The sequence below is a fragment of the Companilactobacillus bobalius genome, assembly GCF_002179915.1.
Lineage (GTDB): Bacteria > Bacillota > Bacilli > Lactobacillales > Lactobacillaceae > Companilactobacillus > Companilactobacillus bobalius.
In genome coordinates this window covers 194,494-208,168 of sequence record NZ_MYFM01000007.1, presented here as the reverse complement: position 1 = coordinate 208,168, position 13,675 = coordinate 194,494, and the positions used below count along the sequence as shown (strand labels likewise).

At 33.6% G+C, this 13,675-nt stretch carries 15 protein-coding genes; 3 read left to right on the top strand and 12 right to left on the bottom strand.

What is annotated here, in order from left to right; genetic code table 11:
* Positions 1 to 139: 139 nt before the first annotated feature.
* The 5 genes from LKACC16343_RS11760 to LKACC16343_RS11740 all read right to left on the bottom strand — a co-directional run bounded on the left by LKACC16343_RS11760 (position 140) and on the right by LKACC16343_RS11740 (position 3,165).
* A complete protein-coding gene (locus LKACC16343_RS11760; RefSeq protein WP_025086376.1) occupies positions 140 to 415 on the bottom strand; it encodes a hypothetical protein in 276 nt (91 codons plus the stop codon).
* A 132-nt stretch (positions 416 to 547) separates the two neighbouring features.
* Positions 548 to 1,180, bottom strand: coding sequence for a DUF6198 family protein (locus LKACC16343_RS11755; protein WP_476728488.1), 633 nt, complete (start codon positions 1,178 to 1,180; stop codon positions 548 to 550).
* A 110-nt stretch (positions 1,181 to 1,290) separates the two neighbouring features.
* Positions 1,291 to 2,154: an SDR family oxidoreductase gene (locus tag LKACC16343_RS11750; RefSeq protein WP_056951904.1), complete on the bottom strand. Its 864-nt coding sequence runs from the start codon at positions 2,152 to 2,154 to the stop codon at positions 1,291 to 1,293.
* A gap of 133 nt (positions 2,155 to 2,287) precedes the next feature.
* A complete protein-coding gene (locus LKACC16343_RS11745; protein WP_056951902.1) occupies positions 2,288 to 2,470 on the bottom strand; it encodes a hypothetical protein in 183 nt (60 codons plus the stop codon).
* Positions 2,471 to 2,472: 2 nt separating this feature from the next.
* The gene (locus tag LKACC16343_RS11740; protein ID WP_056951900.1) at positions 2,473 to 3,165 is read right to left on the bottom strand and encodes an NAD(P)H-dependent oxidoreductase; all 693 of its coding nucleotides are present in this window, start codon (positions 3,163 to 3,165) and stop codon (positions 2,473 to 2,475) included.
* 142 nt (positions 3,166 to 3,307) lie between these two features.
* Here LKACC16343_RS11740 and LKACC16343_RS11735 point away from each other — a divergent pair, with 142 nt between their 5' ends.
* Positions 3,308 to 3,742: an ACT domain-containing protein gene (locus tag LKACC16343_RS11735; RefSeq protein WP_054643742.1), complete on the top strand. Its 435-nt coding sequence runs from the start codon at positions 3,308 to 3,310 to the stop codon at positions 3,740 to 3,742.
* Between the two features lie 278 nt (positions 3,743 to 4,020).
* Here LKACC16343_RS11735 and LKACC16343_RS11730 read toward each other — a convergent pair whose 3' ends face one another.
* From LKACC16343_RS11730 to LKACC16343_RS11710, 5 genes are all read right to left on the bottom strand, one after another.
* Positions 4,021 to 4,869 (bottom strand): alpha/beta fold hydrolase, encoded by an 849-nt coding sequence (locus LKACC16343_RS11730; RefSeq protein ID WP_082604507.1) that lies wholly within the window; start codon positions 4,867 to 4,869, stop codon positions 4,021 to 4,023.
* Positions 4,870 to 4,977: 108 nt separating this feature from the next.
* Positions 4,978 to 6,405 (bottom strand): C69 family dipeptidase, encoded by a 1,428-nt coding sequence (locus LKACC16343_RS11725; RefSeq protein ID WP_056951896.1) that lies wholly within the window; start codon positions 6,403 to 6,405, stop codon positions 4,978 to 4,980.
* 114 nt (positions 6,406 to 6,519) lie between these two features.
* Positions 6,520 to 8,082: an alpha-L-rhamnosidase-related protein gene (locus LKACC16343_RS11720; RefSeq protein ID WP_056951895.1), complete on the bottom strand. Its 1,563-nt coding sequence runs from the start codon at positions 8,080 to 8,082 to the stop codon at positions 6,520 to 6,522.
* A 60-nt stretch (positions 8,083 to 8,142) separates the two neighbouring features.
* Positions 8,143 to 9,186, bottom strand: coding sequence for a family 43 glycosylhydrolase (locus LKACC16343_RS11715; protein ID WP_179207692.1), 1,044 nt, complete (start codon positions 9,184 to 9,186; stop codon positions 8,143 to 8,145).
* A 15-nt stretch (positions 9,187 to 9,201) separates the two neighbouring features.
* A complete protein-coding gene (locus tag LKACC16343_RS11710) occupies positions 9,202 to 10,392 on the bottom strand; it encodes an MFS transporter (protein WP_056951891.1) in 1,191 nt (396 codons plus the stop codon).
* A 194-nt stretch (positions 10,393 to 10,586) separates the two neighbouring features.
* Here LKACC16343_RS11710 and LKACC16343_RS11705 point away from each other — a divergent pair, with 194 nt between their 5' ends.
* On the top strand, positions 10,587 to 11,477 hold the full coding sequence (locus LKACC16343_RS11705) for a helix-turn-helix domain-containing protein (protein WP_056951889.1): 891 nt from the start codon (positions 10,587 to 10,589) through the stop codon (positions 11,475 to 11,477).
* Positions 11,478 to 11,520: 43 nt separating this feature from the next.
* Here the strand turns inward: LKACC16343_RS11705 and LKACC16343_RS11700 are convergent, their stop codons facing one another.
* Positions 11,521 to 11,712, bottom strand: coding sequence for a helix-turn-helix domain-containing protein (locus LKACC16343_RS11700; protein ID WP_056951887.1), 192 nt, complete (start codon positions 11,710 to 11,712; stop codon positions 11,521 to 11,523).
* Between the two features lie 133 nt (positions 11,713 to 11,845).
* On the opposite strand from LKACC16343_RS11700, the gene LKACC16343_RS11695 reads away from it, so the two are divergent.
* The gene (locus tag LKACC16343_RS11695) at positions 11,846 to 12,214 is read left to right on the top strand and encodes a hypothetical protein (protein ID WP_056951885.1); all 369 of its coding nucleotides are present in this window, start codon (positions 11,846 to 11,848) and stop codon (positions 12,212 to 12,214) included.
* A 56-nt stretch (positions 12,215 to 12,270) separates the two neighbouring features.
* On the opposite strand, the gene LKACC16343_RS11690 is transcribed toward LKACC16343_RS11695, so the two are convergent.
* The gene (locus LKACC16343_RS11690) at positions 12,271 to 13,623 is read right to left on the bottom strand and encodes a gluconate:H+ symporter (RefSeq protein WP_056951883.1); all 1,353 of its coding nucleotides are present in this window, start codon (positions 13,621 to 13,623) and stop codon (positions 12,271 to 12,273) included.
* Positions 13,624 to 13,675 lie beyond the last annotated feature (52 nt).

Genomic DNA, 13,675 nt, shown 5'->3' with positions numbered 1-13,675 from the left:
TTATGGCTTCAGAAATCTTGACCATTTTCTTAAGAGAATAAGACTCATTTGCGCATAAAAAAAGACAACCTACATGAGGTTGCCTTCTATACAAAAACTATTCATCAATACGATTTGACAAAGAGCCCATTTTTTGTATCTAATTGACCGCATAACCTAAATTACGAGAAAGTTGATCAATACTTTCTTGATATTCTGAACCATTATCCATATGTTTCAAAACGCTTTGAACCTGACGATCATCTCGCAAACGACCAAATAAGTATGTTTCTGAATAATTCTTATCTAACAAATTATATGTTTTCAAAACAAAATCTTTACTATAGTCGTTTTTATCGATTTCTTTATTATTATTAATATCGGTATATAGCTCCGATAGAATTCTCTTTGCCTCTGTATTGTCATTTAATTTCATCAATACGCACCACCTAATTAATTATTAAAATCTCTCGCAAGATATCGCTTTGTGTAAGCGTTTTCTATATCTTGTATTTCTATTATACGACTTATAGTAAAAAATTTCAGTCAAAACCAAAATTTTAAGATATTAATCAGTTTGTGTTTTGAAATTATGTTTCAATTGTGGCCAGATAAGCTTATCAGCTGAGGCAATCAAAATCCCATTAAAGATAAATGAGAACAATGTCCCAATATTAACTGAATAGACATTATGAATACCAACCGCAGCAATTAAGATAATAATAATTGGTGGTAGAAAGTCGATAATCTGTGCCTTAGTTGAATTGCCATTCAAATAGAAGAATCTGAGAATATTTGTCGTATCATCATTGGGATGCATTACGATGTTAGCTCTCTGATATAGTGAAATGGCGACACAGAAACAAACGACTCCTAAACAAGATAAGATTGTTCTGACGACAATCGGTAAATTGGGAACACCTGCATAGGTCAGTAAATCGGTAAACACATTAACGAAATAACTGAAAAACAGAACGTATAAGATTTGTCCAACCAATCTCTTACCATCGAATTTTTTAATTAAAAATTGATTAGTTATCGCATTAATGACACCGAAAGCAAATAAAATTAACCCGGTATTCCAAGAAAACCATTTATTTAAATTAACAGCAGCGGCTGTCCATAATCCACTTCCCATATCAGCAGTTATGCACAAACCATTACCAAAAGCATTCAGGATCAGACCACTCACTAGTCCGATTACCCTCGTTTGTATTGAATTTTTGATGCTATCACTCCTCACAGTATGTTGATTATGTTACAACAATTCCATGCCAAGTGACAAAATTTTATTTAAAATAAGAATATTATTTAATCATTTTGATAATTTGCTTGTAAAAATTTCTTCAAATCAGTAGCAGGATGTCCCATGATTTCTTGATAGTCTGAACTGATTTCATCAAGAAGACCCATACCACCGGCTTTATACATTGAAGACAACATATGACCTTCGTTGCCCTCATTATACATAGCTCCAAATTCATCCAGACTTACTGGCTGATAACCTATTTCACTATCTGCAACTTCAGACAATACTTCAGCTAATTGAGGCATCGTATAATTTCTTGATTGTGTCAAAGTATAAATACGACCATTTTTCAATAACGACTTTGTAGCAGCCACTTTAGCAAAGGCTTTAGAACTGTCATCTAGGCTAATAAAGGACAAAGCTTGATCCTTCATAGGATAGATAACGTTATGGCGTTCAATTAATTCTGGTAAATATGGAACTAAAGGATCTGCATAAAGTCCGTTTCTGATAATCGTATAAGGAATTTCTGATTCAGCTAATCTTCTTGGCAAATAGCCATAGAATGCTGATAAATCAAATGGATTATTAACTTGATCAGCAATAAAGCCCATTGCCAAAATATGACCAACTGAAGCCTTTTTAGCTGCTTGCAAAACATTTTCCAATTCTGTTATTCGACTGTAACTATCGTGACTTTTACTTGGAACATAAATTAAAACATCCTTATCTTGAAAGGCTTTAATCAAACTATCTTCATTAAAGAAGTCGATACTGACAACTTCAGAACCCGCTTGAGCTAGCTTGCTGGCTTTAGAAACCGTATGAACTCCAGCTGTTATTGAGGAACTAGGAACTAATTTGATTAATTCATTAAAAATATGATTACCTAAATGACCTGTAGCACCAGTTATAATATATTTCATCTCTATCACCTTCAACTTTCTACTACATGTTACTATATAAATAACAAGATAACAAATATAAAGTTTAAAAAAGCATCCAATAAACTCGTCACACACGTGAATATGTATAACAAATCCTATTAGACGCTAGTTTTTACCACTGTTCATGATTCCATAGACGACCATCTACTTCACCCTGTAATAATTTCATACGATCATTTTGCTCTTTGACAACTTTTTTCATAGCTACTAAAAAGGCGCGATTTTCATAGGCCTTCTGTTTATCTACTAATTTGGAAAGTTCCTTACTCAACCAAATTCCGGTATCTTCTGCCATGATTATTCGTCCTCCCCTTGCTTGATCAGACTAATGGTGCTCTTTAATTGGCTTAAATCTTCTTTTTGTTGAATAAATGTATTCAAAATTGTTTCACACTCAGTACAATTTGTTTCATCGAAAGTCTTCAATCGATCAGCAAACTCCTGTTCAAACCATTCTTGACGATTATCTAATGTATCAGGATACTTCTGAGTTAGATATCGTTGATAATCAATCAATATTTGCATTTGTTGTTCTTCTTTTAAATATTGAAATTGCGAAATAACAAAAACTGGTAAATTTTGCATTTTAGCACGATCAGCAATAGCACGTAACGGTGCCATAATTTGATCAATTGTAATATTTTCCGTTCCACCCCGTCTAAATTCTTTAAGTGGCATACCAGTACTAACAACGATTCCAAATTCCTTATCGCGTAGATTGTCATTACCATCACCGTAAATAAAATTACGAGTCAAAACCTTATCTTCCCAATCTTTTAAACCAGCTGGGGCAGCATACCAATAAAGCGGAAATTGAAAAATAATTCTGTCGGCATCTCTTAACAATTTCTGTTCATTATCGACATCAATTTTTTTCAATCCTTCAACATGGTGCCATGTAACATCAAATAACTTTGCTCCTTGCATCAAGAATTGCTGTGTTTGCGAGTTATTTATTTCCGGATGAGAAACAATTATTAACGTTTTCAAATTAACATCTCCAATCAACTTTAGAATAGCAAAGATTAGCGGACTTATACAGTTGAACAACTTATTTTTGAAATTTTGCTAAAATGAATTTCGTTGAATGATATAATTTAAGAGATAAGAAGCACAATTAAGGAGATTAGCAATGGAAAAATACTATATTGTCGACAGTTCTATTCTTCCTGAATCCTTCGATAGAGTAATTAAAGCACGTAATCTGCTTGAAACGAGAAAAGTCCACAATGTCAGTGAGGCCGTAAAGGAAGTCGGTATCAGTCGTGGTACTTACTATAAATATAAGGATCTAGTCTTTCTACCTGATGAAGAAATGAACGATCGTAAAGCCGTCATTTCAATGATGTTGCATCATGAACAGGGAATTCTATCTAAAGTACTGGTGGACATTTCCGAATCTAATGCCAGTATTCTAACTATCAACCAAAATATTCCTATCCATAATATTGCCACTGTCGTGATTTCTTTAGACATAGGTCATTTAAATGGTACGATTGATGACTTGCTTGATAAACTGAAGCAATCTGATTTTGTTAATAATGTACAACTAATTTCAATTGAATAAGACAAAAAAGCATGTTCAAATTACGAACATGCTTTTTATTTTGGCCAGGCAATATACATTGCTAAGAGAACACTAAATGTGCCAACGAAATAAAACAGTTTAGAGATAATATTACTTTTCATATGACTGCCCGACATTATTAAACACAGCCCTGCTATAAAAATTACTACCATTATTAAGAAATTCATCCTGTCACCTATCATTTCTAATTAAGTTTCGATAACAAGAACTTTACAAAAGAAATGTGACGAATTAATGAATTTGTTATGTAATTTTGATTACTTATTTCTTTCCCAAAGAAAACTTTCAATATCATGCAGTACACGTGGATTTCTTCTCGTTAAAGCGCTATGTTCGGCTCTACGACCAGTGAAAATACGTGCCTCATATGTTTGATGCGGACCTTTAAAGACTCTTCTTAATGACTTAGCTGAAGACACTGGGACCGCCTTATCAAAGTGATCTTTCATCGATAATTGCCCCATGATATTCAATTCACGAATATGTAATTTATGAATCACCGAATCGGGAGCAGTATAGGATCTAAAATCCTTCGTTAGTTGCGGTGAATAACGCCACTCATTACGACGATAAATATTATGATTTAAGACTTGCATTGGAGCTGCAATATTAACGAGTGAATCAATTTGAGGCTGATTCTTATCATCACTGTATTTTTCAAGATAATACATAACGGCGTTATTACCCCAAGAATGAGCTACCGCATTGAATTTTGTAACGCCATACTTATGATGTAACATTTTCACAATTGAATCGATCCATTTAGCAGTCTGATGATAATCAGATTCGTGATTATTACCAAACAAAACTTGAATTTCAGGATTCTTAGCCGATTTAGGCCACCCTCCATCAAAGCTCAACTTTCCTTTGGGAGAAACAAAAATAGTTAAGGTTCTTGTAGCATAACCATCAGCTTGAGATTGATCGATTAAATAGTCCATCGAATGAACAGTGCCTCCAAAGCCATGAAAAAATAGCGTAGGCACCTGCCGCTTTTGACTTTGATTATTTGTGACAGCTAAAACTTCTTGCTGTGAATATGATTCCACCGTTACAAGGCCAAAAATAATTATGCACAGGCTTATTAATAAATTTCTTTTTTTCATGAATATCACCAATTTGATTTATTATCAAAGTTTAAATCAAATCCAATTTTAGTCAACAAAAAAACCAACCTCTATTGAGATCGGTTTTAATTTATCAATCTATAAATACTATAAGTTTTGACCTTTTTCCCAAGTTGTCTTGGATAGCATCAAACCTTTTTTAACTAAATCATTGAATAGTTGATGTGTACGTTTTGTAACTTCAGCAGCAGTCTTCATATTGCTTGAAGTTAAGAATTGTGAGACGTCATTGTTGAAACCATCAATCACTTCATCAGTAACTTCAATTCTTTGACGAGCATATGATTGACAAGCATCCAAATATGCGTGAACCATATCTGAATATTCATGATAGTGAGGTTCGATCATAACGGACAAAGTTTTTTCTAGCCAGTACATGTTATCAACTGAGACTTCATTTGTCGTATTCTTATAGTCCTCAGGTGTATCTGTAATGTTTGTATAGAATGGAACATATGGACTATATGCGAAGAATCCTAATGCTAACCATTGGATAGCAGCATGATTATCATCAACATCATTTCTAATTTGAAGAATTGATGATGCTTGATTACGATCCATCGCGATAGAACGGAACTGACGTTGTTCATTTGCTGTACCAGAAGCAAAAGTACCAAATGGATCGTACTTAGTACCGTTATAGTGTGATGATAGGAAATATTCTACATCTTCAATTGCAATCTTCTTACTTGGTTTTCTAACCATAGGCATCTTTTGAGATGTAGGTTCTTGTTCAATTTCAGGATTGAATAATTTTTGACCATACCATGTACGTGGAGTGTTGTAGTATGCATCAGCTTCACTTTGTGTTCCAAAGATTTCACGGAAATTAAAATGGTCAGGATTTGGATTCAAATGATGTTTTTCAACAAAATCAATTAAATCAGTCGCAATCAAATAATTCTCAGGGTCGCTAACGTCAACCTCTTCCATAACAGTTTGGTTAGGAACAATAGCATAAGCATCGTCTGGCAAACGCATAGCAGCCCAGTGATGTCCACCGGCTGTTTCTAAAAGCCAAACTTCATTTTTATCATTAAAGGCAATACTGTTTGATTCTCCAGTACCATATTCTTCAAGTAGTTCACCTAAACGAAGAACACCTTCTTTAGCAGTCTTTACATAAGGCAATACCAAAGTTAACATAGCTTCTTCATCGACACCATTATGAACTAATGGATCATAGCCCAAAACACGGGCATTAGTAGCAGTTGTTTCAGTTGAACTCATACCAACATTCAATTCATTGATACCAGCTTCTTCATATTGACCATCGCTTTGATCAGCTTGTGGAGTTGCTGTGTAGCGATAAGCATGATTAGGTAGCGGAACTTTTACACCTGTCGTTTTAGAAATATAAAATGCATCTTCTTGATCTTTAGCAGCATGTGCGACAAATTTGATCGGATTAATTGGGCCATAGCCGTCCTCATTACGGGCAACTATAGTGGAACCATCCATACTAGCGGCTTTACCAACTAGAATTTCAGTACAATCGGAACTTGGATTTTTCATTTCGTTCCCTCCCTTATATAAAACCAGTATAGAATTAAAGTCTGGTTTAATCTAGAGGGGTTATTAGAAAAATTATAATTTTCATTTTTTTAAAGAAAACGTTTAAATTTTCACTCAAAGATTATATTCATTAATTAAATAAACCGGAGTACAAGACCAAGCATGACAATAACTATTAACTAAAGGACTTCCATACGGAGAAAAGTTTGGCTCATCAGGTTTGTATGCCTCCCAAAAAGTATCAGCACCATTACTGATCATAGACCCCCAATAATTGTTTATTAAATCAATGGCTTCTGTTCTCATATTAACCTTCAATAATGCCGTTACAACATAATGATACATATACGGAGTTTCAATATTTTTAATAGGAAAGAATCTTTTATACGTAGCAAGCATGATTGATTTTTCAATATTTTCAGGAAATACTCCTGCTAGAATCATCCATACTTGGCTATAAATATTTAACTCTGCATTCTCACCTGAAATAAACAATTGTCTAGAAGAGTCATACAATTTCTTTCGTGAATAATCAGATAAGAGTTGCAATTTTTTATTATATTCATCATCAACTTCAATTATCAAACCCTTACTCAATTCCAGAAAATCTTTTAACACATAGATAAGTACACCCTGAGTGGCGGTAATTTTGTCAAAACCATCTCCCCAATCAATAAATGAAGGCCACTCATTTGGAATTATTAATTTTCCATCCCCATTAACACATGCGAGTGCTAGATCAATTTGTTTCTTAGCTGTCGGATAAAGTTCCCTGACAGTTTCTTGATCCTGAGTATTTTCCAAGTAATCCTTTAACGTACTTACAAAAAACAAACTATAATCTAGCAAAAAGGTGTCATCTGGCACCTCATCCTTACTAGTAAAAATATTTGCACTAACTTTCCCATCTTCGGTCGTCATTCCTGCAAATAAGTACAAACATCTTTTGACCAATGAGTTCTTCTTAAAAGTTGAATAATTCACTAATGCTTGCAAGTGCAAATCTCCAAGCCACAATCTTTGATCCCGTTTAGGTCCATCTTCAAATACATCTTGCATACACTCTGCCAAGGTTTTTAGACTAACTTTTTCAATATTTTGTAATGATTGAGTACTTCCCGACAATTCTATATTTGATAGTTCTCTATTCAAAATTGCACTCTGTGCTTCAACAATCGGATTATTTAATTCTATCTTCCATTTTGGTGAAGTATCTATTACAGTAATTTTTACATACCTGAAACTATATCTTCTTGGTAAATGTAACTTACAAGGTAACTCATCAATATGCAAAGTTTCTATTGGTATCCATGAGCGAGATAACCAGCCGTCATATTCATCAGGATTACTCAAAAGTTCATTAGAAATTTCCGCAAATTGAAACTTTATCGTCAAAGGCGCATCCATCATTGATCCAACTCTATTAATATCAATAGAAAATTTGCCAACGTGATGTTCACCAAAATCTAAAATAATACTGTCATCCCGTCCAAATTGCTTACTATGCAAATCTTTAATTTGAGTGTTTTTTATTTCTGTAGAAGAATTCACTTCAATACAACGAACTGGTTTATATTTTTCGTAATTTAAAATTGATTTACTCTCTTCCGCTTTTTCTAAAAATTCTTTATTACGTGTAAATTTTATATTTTCATTAATCTGAAACTTAAATGACATTTAACTACCTCCAAAAAAGGCAGTGATTCCATAGTGAAATCACTGCTATATTTTTATCGCTTATTCGTAATCATCCAAAGACCATTCATCATGCCAATCAATATATGGTCTGTCTCCAACAAATCTAATTGGTAACCATACATAATCTGCAATTGATGTATTCGCAACAACTACATCATCCAAATTATCAGGTTTTGTATCTTTCATTGCTGGATTGAAGAATTGTTCAAATGTTTTAGCATAATCTTCATATTTACGATTCATTTCATTAGGTAACCAACGATCTTGACAAGCAATATACAAATCTTTCTTTCCTTGTACCTTAAAGACTGAAGTTACTTGAGAATAATATGAAGTCTTTGTTGTGTCTTGAGGACTAGGATTACCCAAAACAGTGTAAGGACCATGCCATGTATCGGCAATAGCAACTTCTGAAGGACTTGGGAAGTATCCGGTAGTACCTGAAGTCAATAAATAGTGTTTATAGTTTCTAATGAAATGAGCTGTAGCTTCACGTACATATGGTGGGAAACGATGTGGGAAGTGAGTTGTGTAATAACCCGTTAGATCAGTGTAATCATCGGTCAAATCGGCACAAATTGTTTCTGAATGAACTCTTTCAAAGTAGTAATAGCCTTTGCCATCTGGGGCGACAGCCAAATCGAAGTCACCAGCACTCATGCCTAATGGAGAAATATCTTCGTTAACAATTGTATATGGTCCAAGAATACTATCAGCTGTCAAAACTGTCTCTGTTTGAGTATCATCCTTATGCATTACTTTGACCCAGCAGACATATTTCTTTGTTTTCTTATTATAGATAATATGTGGACGATCCATTTGATTTTTGTAATAGAATGGTGATTCCGGATCATCAGTATTAGCTGGAATAATAATTCCTTCACTCTTCCAATTATATAAATCTTGAGAACTGTAACAACGAACGCCCCATTGCCAAATTCCATTCTTACCATCCGACTTCTCTTTGTTTTCACCGTACCAATAATATGTACCATCTATATACATAACAGAACCACCATGTGCTTGAATTCTGTTACCATCTGTATCTAACCAAACTTGTCCTGGACGAAATGAATTATACATAATTAATTTACTCCTTTAATTTACTTTATTTTTTAATGAATTCTTTTGCATACCAAATGAATTCCAAATTACAACGATAAGTACTATTAATCCAACAACACCACTTGTTATCATGGCAGCAGCTGGAGTTTGATTTCCAATTACATCACCAATTATTTGTTGAATATAAGGTGTCAAGAAAACACTGATATTGATGAATACCAAAGCTAACGAATTAGAAAAATTAGTTAACTCTTTAGGACATAATTCTGAAATTCTTAAAAACATATATGGTGATAAAAATGTGAATGATGCGGCCATAATAATTACTAGAACACCTGTGAATAATAGATTCTTCGAAAATGTAATGAGAATACTACTTCCACTAAGAATCAAGATGAACAACGGGAACATTTTTGAACCTAATAACTGATGAACTTTTCCAAATAAGACCCCAACAAACATCCCAGTTAAAGATGTGAAACTTAATATGAAACTGGCTGAAGTGGCTGTTCCATAACCGACATCTGTAATCAACAATGACAATTTAATCATTAATGTCATAAAGATAAACTGCATAAAAAACATAGCTGCACAAAATGCAAATACTTTTCCGTTTAATTTCTTTAAGCTTTTAACTATACTTATCTTTTTATTTTCTTGTTGAATGTTCATCTTAGGTAGAAAAGCAATAACTAGTAGCAAGACAACTAACAGTATGAAATATGTCAGGAAACTAAATCTCCAACTGATCTGAAGTAATATTCCCGCTAACATAGTTAACAACGTACTTGCCAAATTTGAAACAGTACCTATAAAACCAAACATCTGCGCACGTTCATCCCCCTCATAGAAGTAAGAAACTATACTGTATGATAGAGGGTTTAATAATCCGATTCCGGCACCAAATAAGAACCGACAAACTAATATTCCATAGATACTATTTATAAATGCCGGAGCAATTCCGGAAATAAATGAAATTAATAGTCCTAAAGATGCTGTATTCTTATACCCAATTTTCTTTGTTACTAAAGGACTAATGGCGACAAATATTAAAATTGCCAAGCTAGGTAAAGTTGTGATAGATTCAATAGCTGATGAAGCCACTCCTGGAAAACTATCTTTAATAACGGGAATAGCTCCTGAAATAACACCCGCTGCCGTTGTATCAATAGATATCCCAAGTATGGAGGCTTTAAATAAAAAACTGTGTTTATTTTTTATCATCTTTTTGCCCCTTTTTCTAATTAATCATTAGGCCTAATGATTTTGTAAGTTATTGTTATCGCTTACAATTGATAATTCTAGCATCTATTCAAATATAAATTAGCCCATTAGTTTGGTAAATATTGTACTTATATTTCGATTTTTATAAAATTATAATTAACTAAAGATTTTAAATTGATTTTGGAGATCGTAAAATGCTAAAAAATAATAATGAAAATCGGGATAATGTCCAACATGAACTAATTAATCTTTTACCTAATATTCCTTTTAAGATATACATGAGTGATCAACATCCCAAATCAACCGATCATTCGTACATAGTTCCTCACTATCACGACGACGTTGAAATTATTTATCTAATAAAAGGTAATGTAAAAATATTTGATAATAATTCAGTTACCGAATTAAATCCAGGAAGTGTCTATATTATTAATTCCAATGATATTCATTCAACAATGAGTTCTTCAACACATATTCAAAATTATGTATTACAAATATCCTATGATTTTTTAATCAATTTCATTCCAAATTTTTCGACTTACCACTTTATGATCAATAATCAACATCCAGCAATAACTCAATTAAAAGATGATATCGTTAGAATGGATTTCTTTCTTAATAAAAACCATAAAGCAAATGCTTATTTATCTGGATTATCATCCCTATTTGATCTGCTTTATCTTTTGACTACTAACTTCTATACAACTCTGACCTCTAAATCTGCTTCAAAAAACTTTAAATATCACAAAAGAATGGGGCAAGCCATAGGTTACATTGAAAGTAACTACTCTACACCCATAACATTAAGAGAAATATCAAATTATATTCACTTATCTCCAGCCTATTTCTCCGATTTTTTCAAAAAACAAACTGGATTAACATTTTATACATATTTAACCAATGTAAGAATGAAACACGCCGAAGATTATCTAAAAAATACTAATGTAGAAATAATGCAGGTCATCGATAATTGTGGATTCTCTACGTACCATCAATTTAGGAAAGAATTCTATATTAGATTTAACATGAGTCCCTCTCAATTTAGAAAGAACAACAAAAAAGAAGGCCTTCTCCAATCAAAATGAGAAGTGCCTTCTTTTGTAATAATCATAATTTTATTCTATATACTTAATCAAAAAAATAAGATAAATCAACATGATAAATACCTGATATTAAATGCAAATTTTCTAAATCGGGACGGCTTTCTCCCCTCTCCCATTGCGATATTGCTTGTCTAGTAATATTCAATTTCTTAGCAACATCCCCTTGTGACAATCCATTCTTTTTTCTCTGATATTTCAATTTCTCAGACATCCCCATAATTTTTCCTTCCCTAACTAAGATTAGAAAGGAACTCTTTCGAAAGAACTCCTTTCTTTAATTATAAAGAAAACGATTTCATAATAAAAGATGAGTACAGGAGTCACTTTAAGAGATGAAAGGAGAACACCGTATGATGAAAAAGATAATGCATTACCTATCACAAGGAATGTACCTATTTGCAGTCATGATTTTAATCGACATTATTGTAGAGCAAAGTAAATATACCATTCTATCCTCGATGTCCTATTATGTAACTTGCTTAGTCCTAATTATTCTGATTATTATTTCAGTTCCCGAAGAAGGTTCTATCCATAAAAAGTTTAAAACACCAGGAATTTACATACTTGAAGTAGCGATTTTCATGGCAGTCATAATACAGCAAAATGTATATTCTCTTCTGCCTCACATGTTTTATTTCATTATTTATCCGGTTTTACTTACTTTAATTGTTACTTCACTTCCTGAGGGAGTACTTTATAAAAAATTCCAACACAAATGAAAAAATCTGGGACTCAATCTATGCAACCGCGAGTCTCAGATTTTTTTGTATTTCATTTAAACAAACAAACTCAAAATCATAACGCAAACAATACCAACAACGGAAATTAAGCTTTCCAAAACAGTCCAAGTTAACAAGGTTTCCTTCACTGTTAAGTCAAAGTATTCTTTGAACATCCAAAAACCTGCATCATTAACATGGGATGCGGCTAATGAACCAGCTCCAACAGCTAACACCATCAAAGCAGGATTTACTCCGGCTGAAGTCATCAATGGTAAAACTAATCCGGCAGCAGTTAATGAAGCAACGGTTGCTGACCCTAGTGCTACTCTCAAGACAACGGCTATCAGCCAACCTAGTATCAATGGAGAAATATTAACTCCAGTGAACAGTTTCATTACGGCATCACCGACTCCACCATCGATCAAAACTTGTTTGAAAGCACCGCCACCACCGATTACTAATAGTAGCATGGCGATTGATTTAACGGCATCTTCCAAACTTTTCATAATTTCTGAGGTCTTAAATCTTCTGGCCCAACCCATAGTGTACATCGCTACTAATAATGAAATTGTCATAGTAATAGCTGGTGTTCCAATAAAAGCAATGATTGAATCTAAGAGTGTTGGATTCTTTGGTACGGAACCGCCATTGAATAACAATTGATAGACTGTGGTAATTGCCATTAAAATGACTGGGAACAATGATGTTAATACACTGATACCAAATCCTGGAGTATCTTCCAACTTGAATTTCTTTTGTGGTCCCAAAGCAGTTAAATTACCTTTACGGTTAAAGGCATCAGGTACAATCTTTTTAGCAAATTTTGTGTAAACTGGACCGGCAACAATAACTGCTGGTATGGCAACAATTATTCCGTAAAGTAAAACATGACCAGCATTGGCATTCAAAACAGCACTAATTGCAGTAGGTGCTGGATGTGGTGGTAGGAAACCATGAGTTACAGAAAGTGCGGCGGCCATCGGAATTCCTAAATAAAGAATGGAAACTCCAGCTTCGACAGCTATGGCGAAAACGATTGGAATCAGAAGAACCATCCCTACTTCAAAGAACAAGGCAATTCCGATGATGAATGATGCCAAAACAATAGCTAACTGTAGTCGTTTTTTTCCAAACTTTTCAATTAAAGTATGCGAAATTCGATAGGCACCACCGGCGTCAGCAACCAGTCGACCTAGCATTGCACCGAAACCGAAAACAATCGACAATTCACCCAATTGTCCGCCAATTCCGTCTTGAATACTTGTGGCAATTTTAGTCATTGGAATTCCTAATCCAATCCCAACAGCTATAGAAGTAATGATCAATGAAACAAAGGTATTCAGTTTTAATTTAATGATTAAAAATAGTAATAGGGCTACACCTAAAATTAATACTAAGAAAGCCATAATTAGTCTCCTCCTCTTTGTTACCGCTTACAGTGAATCTATTAAGAAAAGC

What these genes read in the sequence shown, in the direction of transcription:
- LKACC16343_RS11760 (WP_025086376.1), bottom strand. Translation starts at nt 415, where the DNA reads ATGAAATTAAATGACAATACAGAGGCAAAGAGAATTCTATCGGAGCTA.
- LKACC16343_RS11750 (WP_056951904.1), bottom strand. Translation starts at nt 2,154, where the DNA reads ATGAAATATATTATAACTGGTGCTACAGGTCATTTAGGTAATCATATT.
- LKACC16343_RS11745 (WP_056951902.1), bottom strand. Translation starts at nt 2,470, where the DNA reads ATGGCAGAAGATACCGGAATTTGGTTGAGTAAGGAACTTTCCAAATTA.
- LKACC16343_RS11735 (WP_054643742.1), top strand. Translation starts at nt 3,308, where the DNA reads ATGGAAAAATACTATATTGTCGACAGTTCTATTCTTCCTGAATCCTTC.
- LKACC16343_RS11730 (WP_082604507.1), bottom strand. Translation starts at nt 4,869, where the DNA reads ATGAAAAAAAGAAATTTATTAATAAGCCTGTGCATAATTATTTTTGGC.
- LKACC16343_RS11725 (WP_056951896.1), bottom strand. Translation starts at nt 6,405, where the DNA reads ATGAAAAATCCAAGTTCCGATTGTACTGAAATTCTAGTTGGTAAAGCC.
- LKACC16343_RS11720 (WP_056951895.1), bottom strand. Translation starts at nt 8,082, where the DNA reads ATGTCATTTAAGTTTCAGATTAATGAAAATATAAAATTTACACGTAAT.
- LKACC16343_RS11715 (WP_179207692.1), bottom strand. Translation starts at nt 9,186, where the DNA reads ATGTATAATTCATTTCGTCCAGGACAAGTTTGGTTAGATACAGATGGT.
- LKACC16343_RS11710 (WP_056951891.1), bottom strand. Translation starts at nt 10,392, where the DNA reads ATGATAAAAAATAAACACAGTTTTTTATTTAAAGCCTCCATACTTGGG.
- LKACC16343_RS11705 (WP_056951889.1), top strand. Translation starts at nt 10,587, where the DNA reads ATGCTAAAAAATAATAATGAAAATCGGGATAATGTCCAACATGAACTA.
- LKACC16343_RS11700 (WP_056951887.1), bottom strand. Translation starts at nt 11,712, where the DNA reads ATGGGGATGTCTGAGAAATTGAAATATCAGAGAAAAAAGAATGGATTG.
- LKACC16343_RS11695 (WP_056951885.1), top strand. Translation starts at nt 11,846, where the DNA reads ATGATGAAAAAGATAATGCATTACCTATCACAAGGAATGTACCTATTT.
- LKACC16343_RS11690 (WP_056951883.1), bottom strand. Translation starts at nt 13,623, where the DNA reads ATGGCTTTCTTAGTATTAATTTTAGGTGTAGCCCTATTACTATTTTTA.